At 60.3% G+C, this 24395-nt stretch carries 15 protein-coding genes and 1 CRISPR repeat array; of the genes, 3 read left to right on the forward strand and 12 right to left on the reverse strand.

Annotation, left to right across the window (positions count from 1 at the left end; genetic code table 11):
- The first annotated feature begins 23 nt into the window (after positions 1-23).
- Positions 24-3621: direct repeats of the CRISPR family, unit length 32 nt; unit sequence GTCGCGCCCCGCGCGGGCGCGTGGATTGAAAC.
- 404 nt (positions 3622-4025) lie between these two features.
- From PLH32_10375 to PLH32_10385, 3 genes are all read left to right on the forward strand, one after another.
- On the forward strand, positions 4026-5393 hold the full coding sequence (locus PLH32_10375; protein HQJ65004.1) for a hypothetical protein: 1368 nt from the start codon (positions 4026-4028) through the stop codon (positions 5391-5393).
- Between the two features lie 112 nt (positions 5394-5505).
- Complete coding sequence (locus tag PLH32_10380; GenBank protein ID HQJ65005.1) at positions 5506-7710, forward strand: SGNH/GDSL hydrolase family protein; 2205 nt, start codon at positions 5506-5508, stop codon at positions 7708-7710.
- Between the two features lie 108 nt (positions 7711-7818).
- Entirely contained in the window at positions 7819-9690 is a 1872-nt protein-coding gene (locus PLH32_10385) for a tetratricopeptide repeat protein (protein HQJ65006.1), read from the forward strand.
- Positions 9691-9729: 39 nt separating this feature from the next.
- Here the strand turns inward: PLH32_10385 and PLH32_10390 are convergent, their stop codons facing one another.
- The 12 genes from PLH32_10390 to PLH32_10445 all read right to left on the reverse strand — a co-directional run bounded on the left by PLH32_10390 (position 9730) and on the right by PLH32_10445 (position 24331).
- Positions 9730-10464 (reverse strand): carotenoid biosynthesis protein, encoded by a 735-nt coding sequence (locus tag PLH32_10390; GenBank protein ID HQJ65007.1) that lies wholly within the window; start codon positions 10462-10464, stop codon positions 9730-9732.
- Positions 10457-11602: a glycosyltransferase family 2 protein gene (locus PLH32_10395; GenBank protein ID HQJ65008.1), complete on the reverse strand. Its 1146-nt coding sequence runs from the start codon at positions 11600-11602 to the stop codon at positions 10457-10459. The genes PLH32_10390 and PLH32_10395 overlap by 8 nt, the downstream gene beginning before the upstream one ends.
- The gene (locus PLH32_10400) at positions 11599-12333 is read right to left on the reverse strand and encodes a lysophospholipid acyltransferase family protein (GenBank protein ID HQJ65009.1); all 735 of its coding nucleotides are present in this window, start codon (positions 12331-12333) and stop codon (positions 11599-11601) included. Before PLH32_10400 ends, PLH32_10395 begins: the two co-directional genes overlap by 4 nt.
- A 19-nt stretch (positions 12334-12352) precedes the next feature.
- Entirely contained in the window at positions 12353-13228 is an 876-nt protein-coding gene (locus PLH32_10405) for a phytoene/squalene synthase family protein (GenBank protein HQJ65010.1), read from the reverse strand.
- Between the two features lie 4 nt (positions 13229-13232).
- Positions 13233-14726: a phytoene desaturase family protein gene (gene crtI / locus PLH32_10410; GenBank protein ID HQJ65011.1), complete on the reverse strand. Its 1494-nt coding sequence runs from the start codon at positions 14724-14726 to the stop codon at positions 13233-13235.
- 73 nt (positions 14727-14799) lie between these two features.
- Positions 14800-16272, reverse strand: coding sequence for a phytoene desaturase family protein (gene crtI, locus PLH32_10415; GenBank protein ID HQJ65012.1), 1473 nt, complete (start codon positions 16270-16272; stop codon positions 14800-14802).
- Positions 16265-16942 carry a lycopene cyclase domain-containing protein gene (locus PLH32_10420; GenBank protein HQJ65013.1) on the reverse strand — a complete coding sequence of 226 codons (678 nt, stop codon included), beginning with the start codon at positions 16940-16942 and terminating at the stop codon, positions 16265-16267. The genes crtI (PLH32_10415) and PLH32_10420 overlap by 8 nt, the downstream gene beginning before the upstream one ends.
- Complete coding sequence (locus PLH32_10425; protein ID HQJ65014.1) at positions 16939-17565, reverse strand: hypothetical protein; 627 nt, start codon at positions 17563-17565, stop codon at positions 16939-16941. The genes PLH32_10420 and PLH32_10425 overlap by 4 nt, the downstream gene beginning before the upstream one ends.
- 19 nt (positions 17566-17584) lie before the next feature.
- Positions 17585-19726 (reverse strand): glycoside hydrolase family 97 protein, encoded by a 2142-nt coding sequence (locus tag PLH32_10430; GenBank protein ID HQJ65015.1) that lies wholly within the window; start codon positions 19724-19726, stop codon positions 17585-17587.
- 75 nt (positions 19727-19801) lie between these two features.
- Positions 19802-20647, reverse strand: coding sequence for a DUF2911 domain-containing protein (locus tag PLH32_10435; GenBank protein ID HQJ65016.1), 846 nt, complete (start codon positions 20645-20647; stop codon positions 19802-19804).
- Positions 20648-20740: 93 nt separating this feature from the next.
- Complete coding sequence (locus PLH32_10440) at positions 20741-22069, reverse strand: sodium:alanine symporter family protein (GenBank protein HQJ65017.1); 1329 nt, start codon at positions 22067-22069, stop codon at positions 20741-20743.
- A gap of 48 nt (positions 22070-22117) precedes the next feature.
- On the reverse strand, positions 22118-24331 hold the full coding sequence (locus PLH32_10445) for an alpha-amylase family glycosyl hydrolase (GenBank protein ID HQJ65018.1): 2214 nt from the start codon (positions 24329-24331) through the stop codon (positions 22118-22120).
- Positions 24332-24395 lie beyond the last annotated feature (64 nt).

Raw genomic sequence — 24395 nt, forward strand, 5'->3', positions numbered from 1 at the left:
AAAAGACGAATTGACCCAGGCCGGTCGCGCCCCGCGCGGGCGCGTGGATTGAAACTATTCATTTTTATCATTTTTTTTTGAGCACAAACTGTCGCGCCCCGCGCGGGCGCGTGGATTGAAACTACTGCAGATAATTCAACAACTTTGTCGAGCGTATGTCGCGCCCCGCGCGGGCGCGTGGATTGAAACTTGCCTAATCAAGTGAGGTGATGTAATGCTGATTGTCGCGCCCCGCGCGGGCGCGTGGATTGAAACAAAAATTGATGACGTGACGTTTGACGCGGACACTGTCGCGCCCCGCGCGGGCGCGTGGATTGAAACCTGAAAAATCCCGTAGTGCTATGGGCGCATGATGTCGCGCCCCGCGCGGGCGCGTGGATTGAAACTGGCTCATCAATCAGGATGTGTTTCCCCAGTTGCGTCGCGCCCCGCGCGGGCGCGTGGATTGAAACGCGGCGGTATTCGGTGGGGACCAGATAACCTCCGTCGCGCCCCGCGCGGGCGCGTGGATTGAAACCTACTGCAGATAATTCAACAACTTTGTCGAGCGTGTCGCGCCCCGCGCGGGCGCGTGGATTGAAACACCACAATGGAAAAAGACGAATTGACCCAGGCTGTCGCGCCCCGCGCGGGCGCGTGGATTGAAACCATCGTAATGGTGGCCGTGCCGGTGGCCCCTGCGGTCGCGCCCCGCGCGGGCGCGTGGATTGAAACAAGTTCACCACCCGCATCGACGGCCAGCCATGGTGGTCGCGCCCCGCGCGGGCGCGTGGATTGAAACTACGCCACCGACGAACTGATCGCCGACTCGGCCATGTCGCGCCCCGCGCGGGCGCGTGGATTGAAACGGTCGCCAAAGAGAACCTTCAGGCCAAAGATACGTCGCGCCCCGCGCGGGCGCGTGGATTGAAACAACATTGAAGATCTTCACTTCGTGCATGTCGGAACATGTCGCGCCCCGCGCGGGCGCGTGGATTGAAACAGCAACTTCCACCCTCAGTGCGGCAAGCTCGCCCGTCGCGCCCCGCGCGGGCGCGTGGATTGAAACCAGAGATAGCTCTCTCAATCCACCCCGTTATAGTGTCGCGCCCCGCGCGGGCGCGTGGATTGAAACCTTTCAGCTTGTCGGAGGTCGGATCCTTTTCCGGTCGCGCCCCGCGCGGGCGCGTGGATTGAAACAGTCCAGATCGTCAATTCGTTTCTCCCGGAATTGTCGCGCCCCGCGCGGGCGCGTGGATTGAAACACGCGCCAATAAAGCCGCCTATCGTCCTGCATGGTCGCGCCCCGCGCGGGCGCGTGGATTGAAACCCAAAATGAGCAAGGACGTTGCAACAGGAAAGGGGGTCGCGCCCCGCGCGGGCGCGTGGATTGAAACGATGTTCCGGCATCCACAACGGTTGCATATGTTGTCGCGCCCCGCGCGGGCGCGTGGATTGAAACAATTCGAAGACGCAGGCCGCCGCTCAATTGTTCTGTCGCGCCCCGCGCGGGCGCGTGGATTGAAACCAATCTCGTCCACGATGCGCCCGGTGCGTCCGTGTCGCGCCCCGCGCGGGCGCGTGGATTGAAACAGCGTTGCGGCGGTGATTGTGTCCGCCTGTACCGGTCGCGCCCCGCGCGGGCGCGTGGATTGAAACTACGATCTTTGCGAACTCGCCGGAAAACGATTCGCGTCGCGCCCCGCGCGGGCGCGTGGATTGAAACACCTCTGATTACGTTATTATTGACGATATTCTGCGTCGCGCCCCGCGCGGGCGCGTGGATTGAAACCCAGTCCGACAGAGCGCCGCACCAGGCGAGCCCCGTCGCGCCCCGCGCGGGCGCGTGGATTGAAACCGGCCAAGGCGGATAAGGTATCGGGTGCCACAAGTCGCGCCCCGCGCGGGCGCGTGGATTGAAACGGGCATGGGTCACTGACCGTCTCGCAGATGCTGCGTCGCGCCCCGCGCGGGCGCGTGGATTGAAACAACAAGACTCCGATGGTTTGGGTGGTCGGTCAAGTCGCGCCCCGCGCGGGCGCGTGGATTGAAACAGGAAGCCATTGCCAATGCAGGCGGGGTGGTCAATAGTCGCGCCCCGCGCGGGCGCGTGGATTGAAACCGGCCAAGGCGGATAAGGTATCGGGTGCCACAAGTCGCGCCCCGCGCGGGCGCGTGGATTGAAACGGGCATGGGTCACTGACCGTCTCGCAGATGCTGCGTCGCGCCCCGCGCGGGCGCGTGGATTGAAACAGCGTTGCTGCGGTGATTGTGTCCGCCTGTACCGGTCGCGCCCCGCGCGGGCGCGTGGATTGAAACTGAAACAGATTAAGCCTGACCGGCTGGTTTATTTGTCGCGCCCCGCGCGGGCGCGTGGATTGAAACGGGCAATTCGGGCGCAGCGGCGGCGGCGTATCCGGTCGCGCCCCGCGCGGGCGCGTGGATTGAAACACTATCCGCTTTGTTGGACAGGAGCAGGATCCAGACGTCGCGCCCCGCGCGGGCGCGTGGATTGAAACTGAAACAGATTAAGCCTGACCGGCTGGTTTATTTGTCGCGCCCCGCGCGGGCGCGTGGATTGAAACGGGCAATTCGGGCGCAGCGGCGGCGGCGTATCCGGTCGCGCCCCGCGCGGGCGCGTGGATTGAAACACTATCCGCTTTGTTGGACAGGAGCAGGATCCAGACGTCGCGCCCCGCGCGGGCGCGTGGATTGAAACGACATTGAGGAGCGTAGCGGTTGTCGCACCAACGTCGCGCCCCGCGCGGGCGCGTGGATTGAAACTTAGCGATGACCGCACCAAAGCCGCCGGTACCGGTCGCGCCCCGCGCGGGCGCGTGGATTGAAACTACCAGCGGGGCCGCCGGAGATGCAGACGATGTTTGTCGCGCCCCGCGCGGGCGCGTGGATTGAAACTACCAGCGGGGCCGCCGGAGATGCAGACGATGTTTGTCGCGCCCCGCGCGGGCGCGTGGATTGAAACTACTGCATCATAATTTATCAGACCATCCTTGTGCGTCGCGCCCCGCGCGGGCGCGTGGATTGAAACCGTTATATACGACTCCGCGCTACAACCCGGCATGGGTCGCGCCCCGCGCGGGCGCGTGGATTGAAACCTCTACGGTCTCAGAGATGTTGCCGGAATATGACGTCGCGCCCCGCGCGGGCGCGTGGATTGAAACCTGGCATATGCCGGGGACCCGCCCGAAACCTCATGTCGCGCCCCGCGCGGGCGCGTGGATTGAAACTGTCCTGTTTCCCTAACCCCGATTAAATATACAGTCGCGCCCCGCGCGGGCGCGTGGATTGAAACAAACTTACCATGCTACTTGAGCGCTGGATTCTGGGTCGCGCCCCGCGCGGGCGCGTGGATTGAAACATTTGCCTTTGCCAATGCCGCCGTTGCAACCTTGTCGCGCCCCGCGCGGGCGCGTGGATTGAAACTTTACACGACCGATCATCCGGCAGCGACATTCATGTCGCGCCCCGCGCGGGCGCGTGGATTGAAACTGATATAATCCAGTTCCTTTTTCCAGGTCGTGCGGTCGCGCCCCGCGCGGGCGCGTGGATTGAAACTGATATAATCCAGTTCCTTTTTCCAGGTCGTGCGGTCGCGCCCCGCGCGGGCGCGTGGATTGAAACCACCCCTTTTTCTGAACTCCTGCACCAGCTTCAGTCTGGTCACACATGGTCACAAATACCTATAAGCAAATAGCGACTGTATATCATTTAGCAGGCAAGTGCCAGATAGATTGATCCAAAGGGATGAATTAATTCTTTTTCCGGCAGCGCTGCTCCGGTCTCAACCATATATACTAGCTAAAATACTAAAATTATTGCGAAAGCAGGTTTCCGATTCAGGGGATTACGGCGACCACCCTCCTGCAGATTATGTTTTGATATTAAAAACATGATCGCTAATTTCATTTCATGTTTACCCAAATGGACTGACAGGATCAATCGCAGAACCGCACAATCCCGATCGAAATGGTCTTTCCCTTTATGCTGGCAGAAAGGAGCCTCTGCCGAAAAAGGAGCGCAACTTTATGGCAACCTTCGAAGACAAAGTCATCAAGATCTACAATGAGACCGCACACACCTTTCCCATCTTCGAAAAGGTGATCGAGGAAATATTCGATCAAAACCCCAAACAGTTTCTCAAAGAAACCGCTCGGCTGCCGGAAGAGGAAAAGATCAGCCGTCTGATGCGCATCTATGATATCTTGCTACACGACTATAAATACCCGGCTCTGAATGACCGTTTTTTCCCCTGGCTCTCCCGGCAGGAATTCAGCGAGTTCTCTGCGGAAGAAAAAGAGCGCATTCAGGCGGAAGCCGGATCCCATCTGGATTTCTATGAAGTTCTGCAGGTAATGCCGGGGAAAGGATTCGAAGCGGCCTCCCTGGTCACCGGACATTCCTATTTTGTAAGTGACATCTCGGCTTCCCGGACTCTGATCCAGTGGGATATCTGCATGTGCCGGTGCTATTCCCTGAACGGCAAGAACTATGCTACCGGAACTATGACCCGCTTTTCCCCACGCGACAAACCCTTCATCCAGGAAATGATGTCAGCGCTGCGCCAGAAAACAGCCAAACAACTGCAAGAGGCCAGTCACGCCGAGTTCTGCAAAACCTTCTGGCCGATCTTTTTCCAAATCGAACGGGAGATCCACGAAGGCCGAACCCATCTCAAGATACATACTCCGTATGGGGCGATGCAGTTGTGTACTCTTTTTTTCAAGGTTAAGGATATCCACTCCATTCTTTCCAAAGTGGAGGAGAAGATCGAATTTTCCGACATCGAAGCATCGGAAAAACCTGACCGGCAGAACAAGATGAAAAAAATGAACCGGTATGTGTTCTCCCTTCTGGAAAAAGGTAGCCTGGAGGAACTGCTGCGGCCACTGCGCAATCCCCGGTTTAACCGTGAACTGGATAGTCCAGGCCAGGACGGAAAATCGGGAGTACGCAGCCTCGGTCTGGTCACACTGGATCCGTATATCATGCGGGTCGAGGTGCAGAGCGCGGAGTTGGCCGATTTCTTCCATGGATGGCTGGAAAAAACCTTCGGAAGCGCCCTGCAATTCAAGCGAATTGAGATAAAAGATATGGCCAAACTCATGGCTGCTGCGCAAAGTGAGAATCCCGAAGCAGAGAAAAAAGAGGAGATACCCGCAGAGATCAAACAGCAGCTGATCAGCCGGTATATGGATGACTATTATAGCCGGATTATCGACCAGCCGATCCCGATGCTCAAAAACCATACACCCCGGCAGGCGGCCAGGAAAACCAAATTGCGCCCCTTGCTCGAACAATGGCTGCGGGAGCTGGAAAACAGCGAGGAGCGCCGCAAGAAAATGGATGGCGTCGGTTATCCGGTAGCCAAGATTCGCCAGCAGCTTGGGATGTAGAGTCCTCGTCTCCGTCGGTATTCACAAGATGGCCCGATCACCGGACGTTCGACCCGAAACGTTCGATCCGAAGCGTTCCATCCGTAAATTTCGAATCAAGGGAAATCACAATATGCAAAAACTCTCCTCGGTCTTTTTCATGTGCGCCCTTATGCTGGTACATCTGTCTGGAGCGCGGGCCGTAATCGAAATCCCCGCCAACGATCCCAATATCCAGTATTCCGGCCGCTGGGATTTCAGCGATCCCCTCGCCCCCGCCCACTCCTGGCCGGGCGTCTACCTCTACGCCGAGTTCGAAGGCACCAGTATCGGCGTCAAAATGAAGGATAATTTCTGCTATTACAACATCATCATCGACGGCGCGGACACCCTGGTCCTCCATCCCACCAGCGGCGAGATCACTACCTATCCCGTTGCCTCCGGCCTCGCCCCGGGACGCCATTCCATCCGCATCGAAAAACGCAATGAGACCACCTGGGCCAAATTCACCTTCAACGGCTTTGTCCTGGATGACGGCAAGGGGCTGCTGCCGCCTCCGGCGCGGCCCGAGCGCCGCATCGAATTCGTCGGCGACTCGTACACCAGTGCCTCGGGCAATCTCTACACCAAATCCGACAAGCCCGCCGAAGACGCCCCGATCACCAACATCAATGAAGGCTTCGGCCCCATCACTGCGCGCCATTTTGGCGCCGAGTACATGATGACCAGCCGCTCCGGTTACGGCATGGTGATGGACTGGCAAGGCTCGCGCTCCGGCAGCCTGCCGGCGGTCTTTGGCCAGACCCATACCTTCACCGCCACGCCGCCGTGGGATTTTTCTCAATGGGCACCCAACCTCGTTGTCATCGGCCTGGGGCTGAACGATTATTCAGGTTTCGGCGGCTGGAACGGCGCGATCAGCGAGAGTAACCGCAATCTATATAAAACCGAGTACCACAAATTCGTCGCCACCCTGCGCGACCTTTATCCCGGGGTTAAAATTCTTGCCGTAGGTCCGCACGTCGAGTGGCTGCAGCAGGTCATAGCCGAGATTGTCGCCGAGGAAAACGCCGCCGGCAACGCAGATGTTTTCTATACCTCTTATCCCTATTATGACGGCGGCTATGTCTATGACGGCCATCCCAGCGTGGCGACCCACCACAAGATTGCCGAGCGGCTGATTGCGGCCATCAACAGCTTCGACGCCTGGAGTCCCTACGACGACACCCGACCGCCGGTTTTCACCAAATTCCCGGATTCGCCACAGACCAGTTATAGGCGCGAAATCACCCTGGCGTTCGAAACCGACACCTATGCCACCGTCCGCTACAGCAGCCTGGACCAGAGCTGGGACCGGATGGAACACACCTGCACCATTACCGGTCAGCGCAAACATGCCGTCACGCTCACCGGCGATCATGGCCAGAGCTATCTCTATTACTTCCGAGCCGCCGATCTCCGCGGCAATATGATGCCGGCCTCATTTGCCGTCGCGGTCAATTTCGATACGACCAAAATCCTCCTCAACTGGAAAGAGGAGAATTACGATGACGCCGGCTGGAAATCCGGCGCCGCACCCATCGGCTACGGCACCAGCAGCGGCCTCAGGACGCTTTGCAATAGGGTACAAACGGTCTATTTCAGAAAAAGCTTCACCGTCGCCGATGCCTCCGCCGTGACCGGGCTGGGTCTGCTCGTGAAAGGCCGTGACGGCGCTGTGGTCTACCTCAACGGCCGGGAGATCGAACGCATCAACATGCCGGCGGAAGAGGAGATCTCCGCCGCTACTTCCGCCTCCATAGCCCTGGTGACGAACATGAACAAGATGGTGGTGATCAATGCCGCCAAAGGCCTGCAGGGACTGCACAACGGAGAAAACCTGTTCGCAGTCGAAATGCACGCCTATGATTACACCCGGGGGATCTCATTTGACGCCCAGCTGATCGACAACCGAAACACCATCCTCTTCAAGCAGGGGTCGGAGTGGAAATTTGCCGATGCCGGGGAAGAGCCCGCCAGCCAGCTGCGCAACAAGACCTCCGGGGTGCGCACGGCGGAAGCGGGATGGCTGCCGGAGCGCCCGGAATTGCTGCAAAACTATCCCAATCCCTTTAATCCGGCAACGACGATCACCTTCCGGCTGCCTTCGGCGCAACAGGTCTCGCTCAGGATCTGCAATGTCGGAGGCGCCGAGGTGGCAGTGTTGGCGGAGGGTCGTCTGCCGGCGGGGCGGCACGAGGTGCACTGGCAGGCCGAGGGCGTGGCCAACGGTCTCTATCTGGTCACTCTGCAGGCGGGCGATTGGCGCGCGGTGCGCAAGGCGCTGGTGCTCAAGTAGAGCCGGAACGGAAAGCGGATGGGCGCAAGCATGTGAGCTGTCCTGCCCGCGAGCGAACAGTATACGGCGCAAAAGGCGGTGGTGCGGACTAATCCAGGAGTCGCGGACATGGGCAAAAAAAACCAGCGGAAAAATAAACCGGCCGCCATCCGGCAGAAAAGAAACGACCGGCGCGTCCTGCTTCCCTGGCTGGTGCTGGCGCTGTTGGCCTTTCTGCTCTACGCCAACACCCTTGGGCACAAGTTTGTTCTCGACGACCGCATGGTCATCACCGAAAACAGTTATACCCGCGCCGGCCTCAGCGGCATTCCCGATCTGTTGCGCCATGACACGATGCGCGGGTATCTTCATGAAGATGCGCGCTATCTGACCGGCGGCCGTTACCGGCCGCTTTCCCTGATCCTTTTCGCCATCCTCTTTGAGTTTTTCGGTGCACAGCCCACCCTCTTTCACCTCGTCACCGTGATGCTTTTTGTCCTGGTCTGCCTCTTGCTTTATGCGGTTTTCAACGGTTTGATTGAGCCGCCGGAACGAAAAGATTGGTACTGGAGCATCCCCTTTGTCACTGCCGTCCTGTTTGCGGTTCACCCGGTTCATACCGAGGTGGTTGCCAACATCAAGAGCTGTGACGAGATACTGGCCCTTCTTGGCGGGCTGGCGGCCTGGTATGCAGCCCTCCAATACAGCAAGGGCCGCCGGTCCGGTTGGCTGATCAAGAGCGGTGCGGCCCTTTTTCTCGGACTCATGGCCAAAGAGAGCGCCATCGCCTTCGCAGCCATCATCCCCCTTTCTTTATGGATGACCAGACAGCCGCGCCGCCAGATTAACAGGATCTTGATGAGCCTGACCCTTGTCGCCGTATTCTTTCTTGCACTCCGCTATGCGGTGCTGGGATTTACTTCCCCGCAGATGCAGGAACTGCTCAACAATCCCTTTCTCGAAGCCACCCCGGCGCAAAAATGGGCGACCATCACCCTGACGCTCGGCATCTATCTGCGCCTGCTGGTCTTTCCGCATCCCCTCACGTATGACTATTATCCCTACCACATCCCCCTGACGGGCTGGGGGGATTGGCGCGTTCTGGTCTCCCTGATGCTCTATGCCGGACTCGTCCTTTTCGCGCTCCTCTACCTGCGCAAACGTAGCCTCGTTGCTTTCGGAGTGAGCTTTTATCTTCTCGCTCTCGCCCCTGTGAGCAATCTATTTTTTCCCGTCGGCACCTTCATGGCCGAACGTTTTCTTTTCACGCCTTCGATCGGATTTTGCCTGGGGCTGGCGGTTGTCGCCGCCGAACTGCAGAGAAAAATTCCGCGCGCTGCCATCGCCGTGGCGATGCTCCTCATAGCGATGCTCTTTGCCGCCAAAACCATCACACGCAATCCCGTCTGGAAGGACAATTACACCCTTACCACAACCGATGTCAAGATCTCAGCCAACAGCGCCTCGGCCAATGCGTCGGCCGCCGATTGGCTGATCATGCGCCAGGCGGCTACTCCGGACCCCCGGCTGAAAAAAGCGATGATCGACTCGGCCTTTGTTTACCTCCATCGCGCGATACGCATCCATCCACGCTACGCCCGGGCCCTGGCCATCCTGGCCGATAACAGCAACAAATTGCAGAACAATATCGACAGCTCCCTCTATTATTACCGGCGCCTCTATGAGATCAATCCCCGCTGGCCCAATGTGGCTTATAACCTCGGCACCCTCCGGCTGACGCACAAGCCGGCCGAACTCGACTCCGCGATCTACTGGCTGAACAAAGCCACCGCCTTATTCCCCCGCAACGCAGGGGCTTGGAAAAATCTGGGTTATGCCTATTTCGCGCGGCAACAGTACGCGCGGGCGGCCGAGTGCTACGCGAAGAGCTTGCAACTCGATCCGGGCGACCCGGACGCCCGCAGCAATGCCACCACGGCGTATGCCGCAGCCGGCGATACCGCAGCCGTTCGAAGGCTCAGGAGCGGTTTGGCTCATTAATCTGGAGACCGCTGTCGGCCGGTGAGACGCGGTACGAAATTACCGAGGATGCCCGAGGCGGACCAGTACGAAATAGAGGAGCTGCGCGAACCAGGCGTGGCGGCAAAAGGCGGGCAGCCTGAGGCAGCTCAGCCCAAACCTCCAGGCCGCAGCCGCATACAGCAGTGAAAAAAGGAACCAGGCGGCATAGTTTTGCAGCGGAATGAGATTCCCCTGCCACTGCCAGTAATCCAGCCGGACCGCGGCCGGTTCCATCACGACGTCGAAGACAAGCATTAACACAGCCGTGAACACCACCTGTAGCCAGGGCGAGCACCGGGGCAGGCGCTGCATCAGCCAGTCCGCGACCGCCGCTGCGGAGATCAGCATCCCCAGCCAGGCGAAGCCGATCGCCACCGGCACTCCGAAGAGCTGCGGCTGCAATACCCTCCCATACCGGTACGACCCGAAAACCTTGCCGGTCGTCACCCCGACCCACTCCAAGATAAAAGCAGAGACCACCACGCCGGCATAAAACAAAAACGCCCGCTGTGGCGCCACCTGACGGCGTGCATGGACAGCGGCCAGAAGGATCGCCAGGGCGATGAGCAAGGGAGCGGCCAACAGCCGCATCACCTCCTGAAACCAGCCCAACAGATTCCACAGCCCCCCTGCAGCGAGGAGGAAATAGAGCAGAAAAAGGGCGAGGCCATCCTCGTGCCGCCGTAATACCCTGCCTCCGGGCGAAAGTGCTCCCGCACCCTGCGCGGCGGCGCAACCCCTGCGGTCACGCATGGCGCTCTTCCTCCTCTCCCGCGGCCCCGCGCAATGGCACCGCCCTCCCCTTCCAGGTGATAGTTCCCTTGCCATAATAGTAAAAGGAGGCCAACCCCACCAGGAGGGTGGCGAGAATGCTGACCGGATGTAACACGACACTGTAGAAGAACGGCTGGCCGAACCGGACCGCCACCAGCAGGCGCAGCAGGATGTTCACGCCCACCGCCGGCAGGGCCCACACCCGCAGCGTCGGGAAGAATAGCAGCAGATAGGGCAGGACGAATATAAAAAAGAGCAGGCCCATGAAAAGGAAATAGGGAATGGCCTTGAAATTCATCAATCCGAAGGCGTTCTTGGCGAAGCCGAGCCCAACCTCGCGCGGGCCGGTGTACATGCGGCCGAAAACGGCGTCGCGGCCCGAGGCGGTGAGGGTGCGGAGGCCGAGCTGCTTGGCGCGCCGGCTCAAGGCCGTATCCTCGACGATGTGGCTGCGCACGGCGGCATGTCCGCCCGATCGTTCATAGCCCCGGCGGGTGAAGACCAGCCACTGGCCGTTGGCCGCCGAGAGCGAGGGGAAACGGCTATACAAGGTCAGCCACAGCGGGAGCAGGCTGTAGACAAAAAGGTCGAAGATCGGCACAACCAGCTTTTCCGCCCAGCTGAGGGTGATCTGTTGGGGAAAGGCCGAGAAGAGGTCGAGACCCAGTTTCTCGATCCACCCGACGCTGCGGGCAACAGCATCGGGGGCGTGAAAATTGTCGGCATCGGTGAAAAAAAGAATCTCGCCGGTTGCGGCGCGGCTGAGCTGATGGCAGGCCCAGTTCTTGCCGGTCCAGCCCGGCGGCAGCGCCTCGCCCTGAAGCAGCCGAATGCGCGGGTCGATCGCGGCCTGATCGCGTACGATGGCGGCGGTCCGGTCGCGGGAATGGTCGTCAAGGAGGATAATCTCGAGTTCGGGATACTCCTGACGGCGGAGGCTCTCCAGACACCGGGCGATGGTGCGCTCCTCATCGCGGGCGGGGATGAGCAACGAGACTCTGGGGGTGCGGCGCGGCTGCGGACCCTTGCTGACCAACGGCGCCGTCAAAGTGTTGAAGAGACTCACCAGAAAGGTCATCCCGAGCAGAAGATAGAGGGCGATAATCAGTCCGCTCATCGCGCATTCCTCCATAGCAGTCCGCGCCAGTGCTGCCAGCGCGCATCGACGGAGTGGCGGCCCTGCAGCAGAATCCTTCCCTCCTCCCTGGCGGCGATACGGCGACTTAGCCCATCCAGCAGGACGGCATGTCCCTCCTCCCACTCCGCGAGGAGCTCTGGACGGCCGGACCACTGCAGCGGCCGGGAGAATTCAAGAAAGACCTCAGGCCGCTGCTGCTGCAGAAACTCGATACGGATACCAAGCTGAACCAGGCAGACCGGGCCCTCGAGGTGCTGCAACAGCCAGATCAGCCCGGGTTTGTAGCCGAGCGGCCGGGTCTGCCAGGGCAGCAATTCCCCCTGCGGAAAGAAGCAGAGCACTCGCCGCCCCGCCGCTTCGCCCTGGAGCAGCTCTCGGGTATAACGCAGCGAGCTGCGCACCCCGCCTGGGGTGGCTGGATCGATGGAAAAGACACCGAGGCGGCGGAAAAAGAGGCGCTTGCGCAGCTGCTCTTCAAGCATCATCACATAGAGCTGCCTCTGCCACAAACGAATGTTGAGCAGATCCACGAAGAATCCGTCCCACCAGCTGCTGTGGTTGGGCAGGATGATGAGAGGCGTATGAGCCGGCCAAGCGGGCTCATTGCCGAGGAGGTACACGGCGTGAAACTGCCGCTGCATCGCCGGCAGGAGATAGAGGTGAAAGAGGGCGAGCGCCGTTTTGCTGTGACGAGCGGTTATCAGGGGCATCCTCTCTTCGAAGCCTGGGTCAGCGCCGGCGCGCATATTCCTGCAGCAGGATGGCCAGCTTTTGCGAGCTGGGCACGAAGGCCCGTCCCGCGAAGGGATTATAGCCGGCCAGCACGATCTTGTTGAGAATCTCCTGGTAGAGGCGGCTGGCGGTATAGATGGCAAAACGCGAATCACGATCGAGCAGGGCAATACCTGGTTCGGCCTCGGCATAACAGGCGGAAGCGCGCTGGACCTGAAATTCCATCAGGGCGCGCAGCTGCGGCGTCATCCGCTCCGCGAGGAGATCCTCCTGCGCCACCCCGAACCGCTGCATCTCTTCGACCGGAATGTAGATCCGCCCCAATTCCTTGTCCTCGTGGATATCGCGCAGGATGTTGGTCAGCTGCATGGCGATGCCCAGTTTCTCCGCATAGGGAAAGGCGCTCTCATCCCGGTAGCCGAGGAGATAGGTCATCATCAGGCCGACCACACCGGCGACCCGCCAGGCGAAGAGGTGGAGATCGTCATAGCTTGCATAGCCGTTGAAGGTGACGTCCATCTCGACCCCCTTAATCAGCTCCTGGGCGTAGCGCTCCGGGATCTGGTACCTCCGGGCGGTATCGATGAAACATTTAAGGATGGGATGTTCGGACTCGCCGGTGCGGTAGGCCAGGGAGATCTCCCCTGAGAGGCAGGCCAGTTCGGAGAGCAGCTCTTCCCGGCTGCGGGTCCGCTGCAGGTCGATGAGATTATCGGCGTAGCGGCAAAAGCCATACAGGGCCCAGGTGGCCCAGCGCTTTTCGGCGGGGAGGAAGCGCGAGGCGAAGTAAAAGCTGCGCGCGTAGTGTCGAGTGATCGCCCGAGCGTAGGTATAGGAAGGGGCCAGATGGACATCGTGCCAAAAGGGCGCCATGGGATCAGCTCCTACCCAGGTCGTGCTGGATGACATAATCGGTGGTGGCCGCGGTCAGGACCACGCCCGGCAGTCCGGCGCCGGGGTGGGTGGAGGCGCCGACCAGATAGAGCCCGCGCACATCCTCACTGCGGTTGTGCGGCCGCAAGATGGCGGTCTGGGTCAGCCTCGGCTCCACGCCCCAGGCGCTGCCATAGACCGCATTCTGTTTGCGCTGAAAATCCTCCGGCGTGAAGAGCCTTTTGACCGCAATGCTCTCCTGCAGGCCGGTCAGCCCGACATGATGCTCGAGATGGTCGAGGATCCGCTGTGCAAAGGGCTCGGCGAGTTCGCTCCACTTTTGTCCACCCCTGAGATTGGCGACCGGGGCGAGGATGTAGAGGCTTTCGCAGCCCCGGGGGGCCATGGTATCATCGGTTCGTGTCGGGGTATGAAGGTAGAGCGAGAAATCCTCCGGCACGATCTTGCGGTCAAAAATATCTTTGATCAGACCGTGGTAGCGGGGCGAGAGCACCAGAGTATGATGCAGGAGCTGGGGGAAGCGCTTTTTCAGGCCGAGATAGATGAGGAAAGCGCTCATCGAATAATGGACGCGCTCCAGCCGCCGGTTGCTCCATTTTTTACGGTGCTCCGGCCGGATCAGATCGCGATAGGTGTGGATGAAATCGGCGTTGGAGATGACGAGATCGGCCGGGATCTCCCCCTCGGCGGTGCGCACGCCGGTGGCGCGGCCCTCACGCACCAGGATCTCCTGCACCGGCCGGCTGGTGTGTAGAGTCCCGCCCTGCTCAAGGAAGAGTTTTTCAAGGGCACGGACCAGGCTGTACATGCCGCCCCTGCTGTAGAGCACCCCGTGGATCTTTTCGAGATAGGGGATCATCTGGTAGACCGCTGGGGCTCGGAAGGGATTGCCGCCGATGAAGAGGGGGTGAAAGGAAAAGATGAAACGGTGGCGGAAATCCTTGAAGAAAAGGGCCGAAAAATGGTAGGAGGGCAGAACGGCCTTGAGGCGCAGGGCGCGGGGTGCGAAGGAGAGCATGCTGCGCCAGTCCATGAATGGACGGGTACCGAGACCATCGACGATGACCGCTTCATAGATCCCGCGCGAGGTCTTGATAAAGGCATCGTAGCGGGCGGCATCGCGCGGATTGAACTGCGCCATCTGGAGGCGCATCCGCTCGCTGTCGCCGGTATAGTCGATGTAGGTATGGTCGTGAAAATAGATGCGGTAGTAGGGATCGAGGGGAAGGATGTCGATATAATCGGCCAGCCGTTTGCCGGCCATGGCAAAGATCTCCTCGAAGAGCGCCGGTTCGGTGATGAGCGAGGGGCCCATGTCGAAATGAAAGCCGTCGATCTCGAGGGGATAGCCATGGCCGCCCACCCTCGGGTTCTTTTCCAGGATAGTGACCTGATACCCCTGCGCCTGGAGGCGGTTGGCGATGGCCAGTCCGCCGAAACCGGCTCCGATGACAATGACTTTAGCACCCGCTGGCATGATAGGCAATCCGATTCCCGCTCTGCTGTTCTGTTGTTTATCTTCAACCGCTTAACAACTTTTCGCGCTTTTCTTATTCCGTCTCCGCAATCAGTCCGGCCGCCATCCGGCCCGAGAGCAGCACGAGGGGGATGCCGCCGCCGGGATGGCAGGAGCCGCCCGCGAAAAAGAGGCCGGGCACGGCGCGGCTGCGGTTGGCCGGGCGGCGGAAGGCCATCGCGCGCGAGTTGCTCGAGATGCCGTAGATGCTGCCGCCGTTGCTGCCATAGCGATCGAGAAAGTCGCGCGGGGTTATCACTTCCTCACAGACGATCGCGGCAGAGGGATCGATGCCCGCTCGCTGCAGCCGGGCGAGCACACTCCGGCGCACTCCAGCGACATCCGGTTCAGCCGCATCCGGGCGTAGATAGGGCATATTGACGAGGACAAACCAGTTCTCCCCTCCCTTCGGGGCATCGCCGGCGTCAGCGCGGCTGGTGATGGCGACATAGACGGTCGGATCCTCCGGCGCCCGCAGCTCGTCGAAAATCTGGCTGAATTCGCGGCGATAGTCGGCGGAAAAAAAGATGGTGTGATGCGCCAGTTCGGGATGACACTTTTTCACGCCCCAGAGAAAAATCATTCCCGAGAGCGAGGGCTCGAGGCGATTGAGCTTGCGGCGCTCTTTGCCGAATCCGGGCAGCAACCGGTTAAAGACGGTCACTACATCGGCGTTGCAGAGTACCCGCTCTGTGCGCAGCAGCCGCCCGTCCACCCGCACGCCGGCAACCCGCCCCTCCTTCGTCACGATCTCCTCGACCCGCTGGCCGGTATGAATGCGCACGCCCAGAATGGCAGCCAGCTGCTGCAACGCCTCGACCAGGCGGTACATCCCGCCCTTGATGTAAAAACCGCCGAATCCGTACTCGACGTAGGGGATGATGTTAAGCGTCGCCGGCGCCCGGTAGGGATTGGAGCCGTTATAAGTGGCGTAGCGATCGAAGAGCTGGATGATGCGGTCATCGCGGAAAAAGCGTTTGACCCCGCGATGGACCGTGCGCAGGGCATCGATGGAGGGCAGGGCGCCGAGGGTGGCGAGATGACGGCGGTTGAGCAGCTTTTTCCATTCATGGACCGGGGTGAAGAGAAAGACCTCGGCGGTGAGGTCGTAGATACGGCGGCTGTAGGCCATAAAGCGCTCAAAGCGGCCCTTGTCCCGCTCCGAAAGCAGGGTGATGGCCCTCTCCATGGCCGTCGCATCGGAGCTGGCATCAAGCCGGCTGCCGTCCGAAAAAAAATAGCGGCACATCGGTTCGACCGGAACGAATTCGAGGAACTCCCGGCGCCGGAAGCCGGCGTCCGCAAAGAGCTCCTCCAGGACGAAGGGCATCGTGAGCAGCGAGGGGCCGGTATCGAAGCGGAAGCCCTCCAGGCGCACTTCGTTCATCTTGCCGCCCAATTGGCCGGTCTGCTCAAAGAGATCGACGCTGTACCCGCGCCGCGCCAGTTCGATGGCGCCGCTTAATCCCGCCAGTCCACCGCCGATGACGGCCACCGGTCTACCCATGGGATCTCCTGATCTTTTCATAGAGTGAGGTGCAGCCGAGGAGGAGGCTGTAGCCGTAGAGAAAATCCTCGACCGGGATGGTGCCGATCCGCCAGTCGAGCTGGTAGGCCGGAGCGTAAAGCACCACCGGCCGGGCGGTCAGATAGCCGTTGCAGATCAGCATCAACCCGGCGAGCAGAGCTGCGTAAGGCCAAAAATTGGCTCGGGCTAAAATTCGGCCTCCCCAGTGGAGGTCGGCCCAGACCGTCAGTGCGAGAAGGGCGATCACCAGGGCGGTGTACTCCTTGCCCAGCCAGAGCAGGACACCGGAGAGGGGGAGCGCCGCCCAGAGCCAGAACGGGGGGCGCCGCTCTCCGGCTGCATGCTGGCGCGGACGATAATAGCGCAACACCTCCCAGACGAAGAGCGAGGAGAAAGGGACCGTAATGAAAAAGAGCCACTCCGCGGCCGGCAGGGGACCGATGAAGGTCCCGGCCGTATAGTGCGGATTGAACCACCAGTGACGGCCGGTGACCAGGGCATCCCAGAGAACATAGGGCACGAGCAGGCACAGGGCGGCGAAAAGAGCGGTCGGCCAGCGGCGCACAAAACGCACCCTGGAATCGAAACTAAGGGCCAGCGGGCCGATAACGACCAGCAGATTGAAGACAAGATATTCGAGGTGGCTCACGAGTCACCTCTGGATTCAACGGGCTCCGTATAGCGGCTGCCGGGATCCAGTTGCAGTTCCTGCCGCAGGCGCTCCAGAGCCGTGCGCTCGCTGGCATCCAGATGCGCCCGTTCGACAATAAAGTTGACTACATTGGCGAGCAGTGGCCGGTCGATTTCTGCATGCTTTTCCGGCAGCAGCCGGACCAGGGTGTGGAACTTGGCCTGGGCATCCTCCCCGCGATGGAAAAAGAAGGGGAGAAAGTAGCAGGTGGAGCTGTGGATGAAGAGGGCCTCGACATCCTCGGGATTCATCTCCACCCCGGCATCCATCATCTTGAGGCCGCGGTTGGCCCAGCGCCATTTGTCGTAGGGCATATGGCTGTGTTTTCCTTTCAGGGCCGCCAGCGCTCCGAGGTACGTCCGGGCGCGGCCCTCCCATTCAGGCTGCATACGGATGAGCGCCTCAAAGGCGGCGATGGCCGGCTCGATTTGCCGTTTGTCCTCGACGCTCGAGTAGAAGAGCAACCGCGCCTGTTCCAGCGCTCGCCGCTCGCCAGCCATCCCGCCTGGATCCTCCGCCCTGGCACACGCCGCGGAGAGTAACAGCGCCCAGACGGCGGCCATTAAGACACGTTTATGCATCCTCCTGCTCTCTCCGCCCCTATTTCAGCGGTTTAAGCAATTTCAGCTCCGCAGGGCTCGCCGGCCAGAGGCTCACCGCCGCACCGCCGCCGGGCGCCAGCGCCATCCGCAGCGCCGACTTGCTCGTGACCAGCCCCTTGCGAATGCGGTAGGCCATGGGATTCTTCTGCCAGTGTGCATCGGCGGCATCCAAATAGAGCGTTGCCGTATATTTTCTGCCGGGATCGAGAAAATCGAGCTTGACCTCCGCCGGGCGCGCCTCCTCATCGGTAATGGCGCCGATGAACCACTTGTCCGAACTCTTGGCTTTACGGGCGATGGTCACATAGTCGCCCGGCTCGGCGGCGAGGATGCGGCTCTCATCCCAATCGACGGCCACATCCTTGATGAACTGAAAGGCATCGGGAAATCGGTCGTAATTCTCGATCAGATCGGCCGCCATCTGCAGAGGGCTGTAGAGGGTGACATAGAGGGCCAGCTGCTTGACCAGGGTGGTATGAACCTGGTAGGTGCTGCCGGGCTTGTAATACGCCATCTTGATCTGAAAGATGCCCGGGGTATAATCCATAGGCCCGCCCATCAGCCGGGTGAAGGGGAGTATGGTCTCGTGCTCGGGGGGATTGCCGTTGCTCCAGGCGTTATATTCGTTACCGCGCGCCGCCTCGCAAGCCAGCCAGTTGGGCCAGGTGCGCTGCAGGCCGGTCGGGCGGACCGGCTCGTGCACATCGATCATGATGTGGTGGCGCGCCGTCTCCCGAGCCACGCGTACATAGTGGTTGACCATCCATTGGCCGTCATGGTGCTCGCCGCGCGGGATGATACGGCCGACATAGCCGGTCTTGACGGTGGTGTAGCCGTGCGCATTCATGAAGGCATAGGCTTCCTGCATCCGCCGCTCATAGTTGGTCACGGCCGCCGAGGTCTCGTGGTGCATGATCAGGCGCACCCCGTGGGCCGCCGCATAGTGCTGCAGCTCGTCGACGTCGAAATCGGGATAGGGGGTGACGAAATCAAAGACCTCCTCCTTCCAGTTGCCGAACCAGTCCTCCCAACCCACGTTCCAACCCTCCACCAGCACCCCGTCAAAGCCGTGTCGGGCGGCGAAATCGAGGTAGCGTTTGGTTTCGGCGGTGGTGGCGCCGTGATGACCGTTGGGCTTGAGCGCCTTCCAGTCGGTCGAGGCCAGTTTGAGGTTGCTGGTGTCGGCCATGTTCCAGGAGGTTGTGCCGACATGCATCCCCCACCAGATGCCGATATATTTCTGCGGCTTGATCCAGTCGGTGTCGGTCAGGGCGCAGGGCTCATTGAGGTTGAGGATCATCCGCGAGGCGAGGATGTCGCGGGCATCCCAGCTGGTGATGATGGTGCGCCAGGGGGTCTTCTCCGGCGTCTGCAGGTAGGCCATATTGCCGACCGCATCGGGAACCAGGCGCACTGTGAGGGTGAAGCTCTTCTGGTCGATGAGCAGATTCATCGCCGGATAGTTGACCAGAGCGGCCTCGAAGAGGTTGATGTAGAGGCCCTCCCGGGTTTTCAGCATCAACGGCGTTTGCACGGCATTGGCGGCGATGATTGAGCGCACGGCAATCTCGGACATGTTACTGCCCCGCATCGCATCGACCTTGCTCAGCGGGGTCGTCGCGTAATCGTATTCGTTGGTATCATAATCTCCGGGAATCCACCAGGCGCGGTGATCGCCGGTGAGGTTGAACTCGGTCTTTTCATCGCTGACGATGAAATAGCCAAGATTCGGCTGGCGCGGAAATTCGTAACGGAAACCAAGGCCGTCATCGAAGAGGCGGAAGCGGAGGGTCATGATGCGTTTTTCGGGCTCCTGACGCTGCAGGGACACTTCAAGCTCGTTGTAGTGATTACGGATGCGCTTCGCCTCGCCCCAGACCGGCTCCCAGCTCGTGTCGATCTGGCTGCGCTCGAAGTGGAGCACGGTGAAACGGTCAAAGAGGCCGGGATTCTCCCTGATCGCGATCCCCATGCGACTCTCCTTGATGACCGGGGCGCCATCAAGCGCCAAGCGGTAGCATGGTTCGCCGGCCATATTAAGATAAAAATCGAGCCCCAGTCGGCCATTCGGCGAGGCGAGGTCGATGGCCAGGAGCCGAGATGTAACCAGTGTCAGCATGATGAATCCGATCCTTTTCATACTACAGAGCCTCCGTGTTAAACAGAAAGGCCAGACGCAAGAGGAGCGCCTGGCCTGATGGACCAGCTTGTTCTGTTACTTCTTCTTCCATTCCTGCACCTGCTTGGCAAAGGCATCCAGATCCGGCGGGACGCGCTGCGTCGCCTTGCCGATGGCGATGGCCTTTTCACCAAGCTTGACTGCTTCTTTCTTGTTGCCCGCCTTGGCGAGCAAGCCGGCCTTGAAGCTCAGATTCTGATAATTCTCTTCCAGGGCGATCGAGGCATCCAGCCATTTGGCGGCTTGATCGAGCTCGGTATTGTTCTGATATGCATACTGCGCGGCAAAGAAAAGGGCGCGAGGGCTCAACGTCGCCTTGGCGTTGTTGAGGACCTTGACCTGGGTGTTGACGCCGATCTTGAAGGAGACGCGTATCTTTTCCCATGCCAGAGTAACCACCGCTGACTCATCGGTCACATCATCGAAAGTGAAGAGCATGCGTTCGACGAAGGGACCGGTCTGCGGTTTGACCGTAATCCGCAGGGCATCCTCCTCCTGTTTGTAATTATAGGAGCCCCACTGATCGGCCACCTTGTTGACAATAATGGTCCATTCCTCGGGATTGGGAATGGCGTGCAAGCTGTAGGTGCCCTTGGGCAGGGGTTGACCCTCGACGGTGACATCATCGGCGAAACTGATGGTCGTAGCCTCGTTGGCGCCGAGCCGCCAGACCTTGCCGTAGGGGACCAGCTCTCCCCAGATGGTGCGGTTCTTCACCCCGGGACGGCTGTAGGTGATCGTCACATCGGTCAGGCCGATGGTCTGGGTGACACTGGCCTTGGGGCTGGGCCGCGGCATATTCACCTGCGCCTGAAGCGGAAGGGAAAGGGCCAGCAAGATCGTTATTATCAAAGCCGTCAAGGCCATCATGCTTCTTTTCATCGTTGCCTCCATCTTTAAAGAATCAAAGAGCTGCACTTTTGAATGATTTAAAAAGATAACACCGGATTCTGAAGAAAAATTGCATGGGCCGCATCACAGCTGCTCATCCCATAGATACGCACGCGTCTCACGGACGAGGATGCCGCTCAGAGCGAGCAGGGCGATGATGTTGGGGATCGCCATGAGGCCGTTGGCCAGATCGGCGAAATCCCAGACAAACTGCAGAGAAAAGACTGAACCAAGAAAAACGACGATGCACCAGAGGATGCGATAGGGCAGCACCGCTTTTACGCCAACCAGGTATTCTATCGCTTTTTCCCCGTAATAGCTCCAGCCGAGGATGGTCGAGAAGACAAAGGTGAGCAGGCCAATAGTCAGAACGATCGGCCCAATGACCGGGATATAGGCGAAGGCCGAACGGGTTAAGTCTGCCCCGTTGGCGCCGCTGGTCCACTCCCCTGAGTTGACCAGGACCAGACCGGTCATCAGGCAAACCACCACCGTATCCCAGAAGGTGCCGGTGGAAGAGACCAGCGCCTGGCGCACGGGATTGCGGGTCTTTGCGGCGGCTGCGACAATGGGGGCCGAACCCAATCCCGATTCGTTCGAAAAGAGTCCGCGCGCCACACCATAGCGTAGGGCCATCATGATCGTGGCACCGGCAAAGCCGCCGGCCGCTGCATGGCCGTCGAAGGCGCTGTGTAGAATAAGCCGGACAGTCTGCGGCAAGGTCGCGTGGTGCAGCACCAGAATATAGAGACAGCCGATGATATAAAAGAGGGCCATAAAGGGGACGAGAATCTCGCAGACGCGGGCGATGCTCTTGATGCCCCCGAGAATCACCACCGCGGTGAGCAGGGCCAGAAACAATCCGGTCACCCAGGTCGGCACCTGGAAGGTGCTGGCCGCCAGAGTGGAGATGGAATTGGCCTGCACCATGCAGCCGATGCCAAATGCGGCCACGGCGGTGAAGAGGGCGAAGAGCAAGCCCAGCCAGCGCTTGCCCAGGCCGCGCTCGAGGACGTACATGGGCCCTCCCGCCATCGCTCCAGCGGGCGTCTTGACGCGGTATTTGACCGCCAGCAGCCCCTCGGCGTACTTGGTGGCGATGCCGAACACCCCGGTCAGCCAGAGCCAGAGAACCGCCCCCGGTCCTCCAATCGCGACCGCGGTCGCCACGCCGACGATGTTGCCGGTGCCGATGGTGGCCGCCAGAGCGGTGGTCAGGGCGCCGAACTGGCTGACCTCGCCCTCCGCCCCCTCATCCCGGGTGAATGAGAGCTTGATGGCCTTGAAGATGTAACGCTGCGGGAACCGTAAACGGATAGTGAGATAAATGTGCGTGCCGAAGAGAAGAACGATCAGCGGCAATCCCCAGAAAAACTGGTCGAGACGGGCGACGATATCGGCGATTCCTTGCATGGGCACCTCATTCCTGGGATGGACGATGGGACGGGAAACGGTCTCTGGTCAACGTATCAGCACCATGCCGGTCGTGGCGGGCAGAACCAGCTCGCCCTCGACCGGGCGACCCTGCGGCGACTCCCCCGCCGCTTCGCCGTTAACCAGGATCCGCCAACTCCCCCCGGGCAGGGTGAACCGCGAGATCGCCTCGCGATGACCATTGAGAAGGACCAGCAATTCGGCCGGCCCCACTTCGCCCTCCTGGTGCAGCTGAAAAGCAAGGGCAAAGGGGTTGTCGCCGTCGCTGAAGTGGATGCGCTCCGGCGGGGTCCCGCGGAAGGCGGAAAATTTCCTGCGCAGCCGAATCAAACCCTTGTAATAGTCGACCAACTCCTGGTTGAGGGCGGCATGGCGGTAATCGAGCCAGTTGGTTTCGTTGTCTTTGTTGTAGCTGTTATGATCGATATGGCCGGCCATCGGGTCGGGCGCCTCGGTCTTGGCGATCACCTTGCTGCGCGCGAATTCGTGGCCCTCCTCCATCATCACCACCCCCTGGCTGGTGAAGAGAATCAGGGCGCCCAGTTTGCTGATCTTGAGTTCCTCGGTGGTCAGGCGGGCATTAATGAGCGGATCGGAGATGACCTGGTCGGGCTGGACCGCCCCCGAGCCGATGCGAACAAAGTCACCGTAGCTGTGGTCGTCGTGCGAGCCGAGATAGTTGACCGCATGGCTGCTCTTCTGAAAAAGCCCCCCCTCGGCGGCGAGGGTGCCACGGATGAAGCGTTTCACCGCCTCCCGGTCGACGCCGCCCCAATAGCGCCCGAAGATATAGTTCTGGCCATTCTCCGGATTTTGGCCCTTGATGCCGTTACGGAACTGGTCGTTCCAGGCGGCCCATCCGTGTTTGGAAAAGCCGGCCGGATCGTAGTGGCCGCCGCCCCAGGGTTCGGCGATCAGCACTACGTTGGGATTGATCCGGCGCGCCTCGCGGGTGATCGCATCCACGGTCTCCCAGTCGATCATCGCCGCGAGATCAAAGCGAAAGCCGTCGATGTGATACTCCTCCATCCAGTATTTCACGCTCTCGAGGATGAGCCGCCGCGTCATCGGCCGCTCGGTCTTGAAGTCATTGCCGCAGCCGCTGGTGGCGAGATAATTCTGGTTCTCGTCCAGGCGGAAATAATACTTTTTATCGGTCAGCTTGAAGCAGTTCTGATCATACTGGGAGACATGATTGTAAACGACATCGAGGAGGACGGCGATGCCCGCCCGGTGGAACGCCTTGACCAGATCCTTAAGCTCTTCCACCTGGCGGCCATCTGCTCCGCACAGCGCGCCCGGCGTCATGCTCGCACCACTGGCATAATAGGACTCGGGTGCGAAGAAATAGGAGGTCATATAGCCCCAATGGTTGCGGGCATAGGGATTCCAGGTATTGCGGGTGCCGCCGGCATCGACGTTATATGGGAGTTCAATGTTGCCGAACTCCTGCACGGGAAGCAGTTCGATAGCATTGACCCCCAGGGCCCTGAGGTAGTCGATCCCACCCGTCCGTCCCGGTAGGATCGCGCCCTTGTAGCTGCCCGCCAGCTCCGTCGGGCAGCCCGAGCTCGGATGGGCGGTGAGATCGCGGACGTGGCATTCATAGATGACCATATCCTCCAGCCCGATTCCAAGGGGACGGTCGCCCTCCCAGTCATAACGGCCTGTGTCGAGGATCAAAGTCCGGCCGCGGTGCAGGAACTCATTGGCCGTGGCGACGGCACGGGCATAAGGGTCACAGACCGGTTTGTTATAATCAAACTGCTCCGAAGCCCCGGCCGGCCCATCCACCTGATAGGTGTAGGCCCGGCCGAAAAAGTGGCCGGGAAGAACAACCTCCCAGACCCCATCCCGGTCGCGCTGCAACTCATGCTGCACGCCGGAGGGGGAGACGGCATCGGGATAGAGGGTCAGGGTCACCCGCTTGGCCCGTGGTGCGAAGAGACGAAAGGCCGTGGAGGTGTCATTCCAGGTGCAACCAAGCGGCTTGTCGGAATAAAAGGTATCAAGGAAGTCGTCCGGATTGAGCTCGCATTTGCTTTCACGAAAGTGGAGGTAGCGCGTCAGGGTCAGCTCGATGGGGGCGGTATGCAGGCGGACCGTTTGCTCCTTCTGTTCCACACGGAAAATCTGCAGGGCCGGGGTGAAATAAAAATCAGCGGCTTGAATGGGGCGGGCTGAATCTTGCAGCCGGACATCGACGATATCCGGCGCAGAAATCTTGGCGGTAAGCATCATAGGGGTATTCTTTTGACATCCTGATAATGGAATGAAGCCGGCTGCCGCAAAGAGCAGAGCCGTC

Source organism: bacterium (assembly GCA_035419245.1).
Taxonomy (GTDB): Bacteria; Zhuqueibacterota; Zhuqueibacteria; order Residuimicrobiales; family Residuimicrobiaceae; genus JAKPUX01.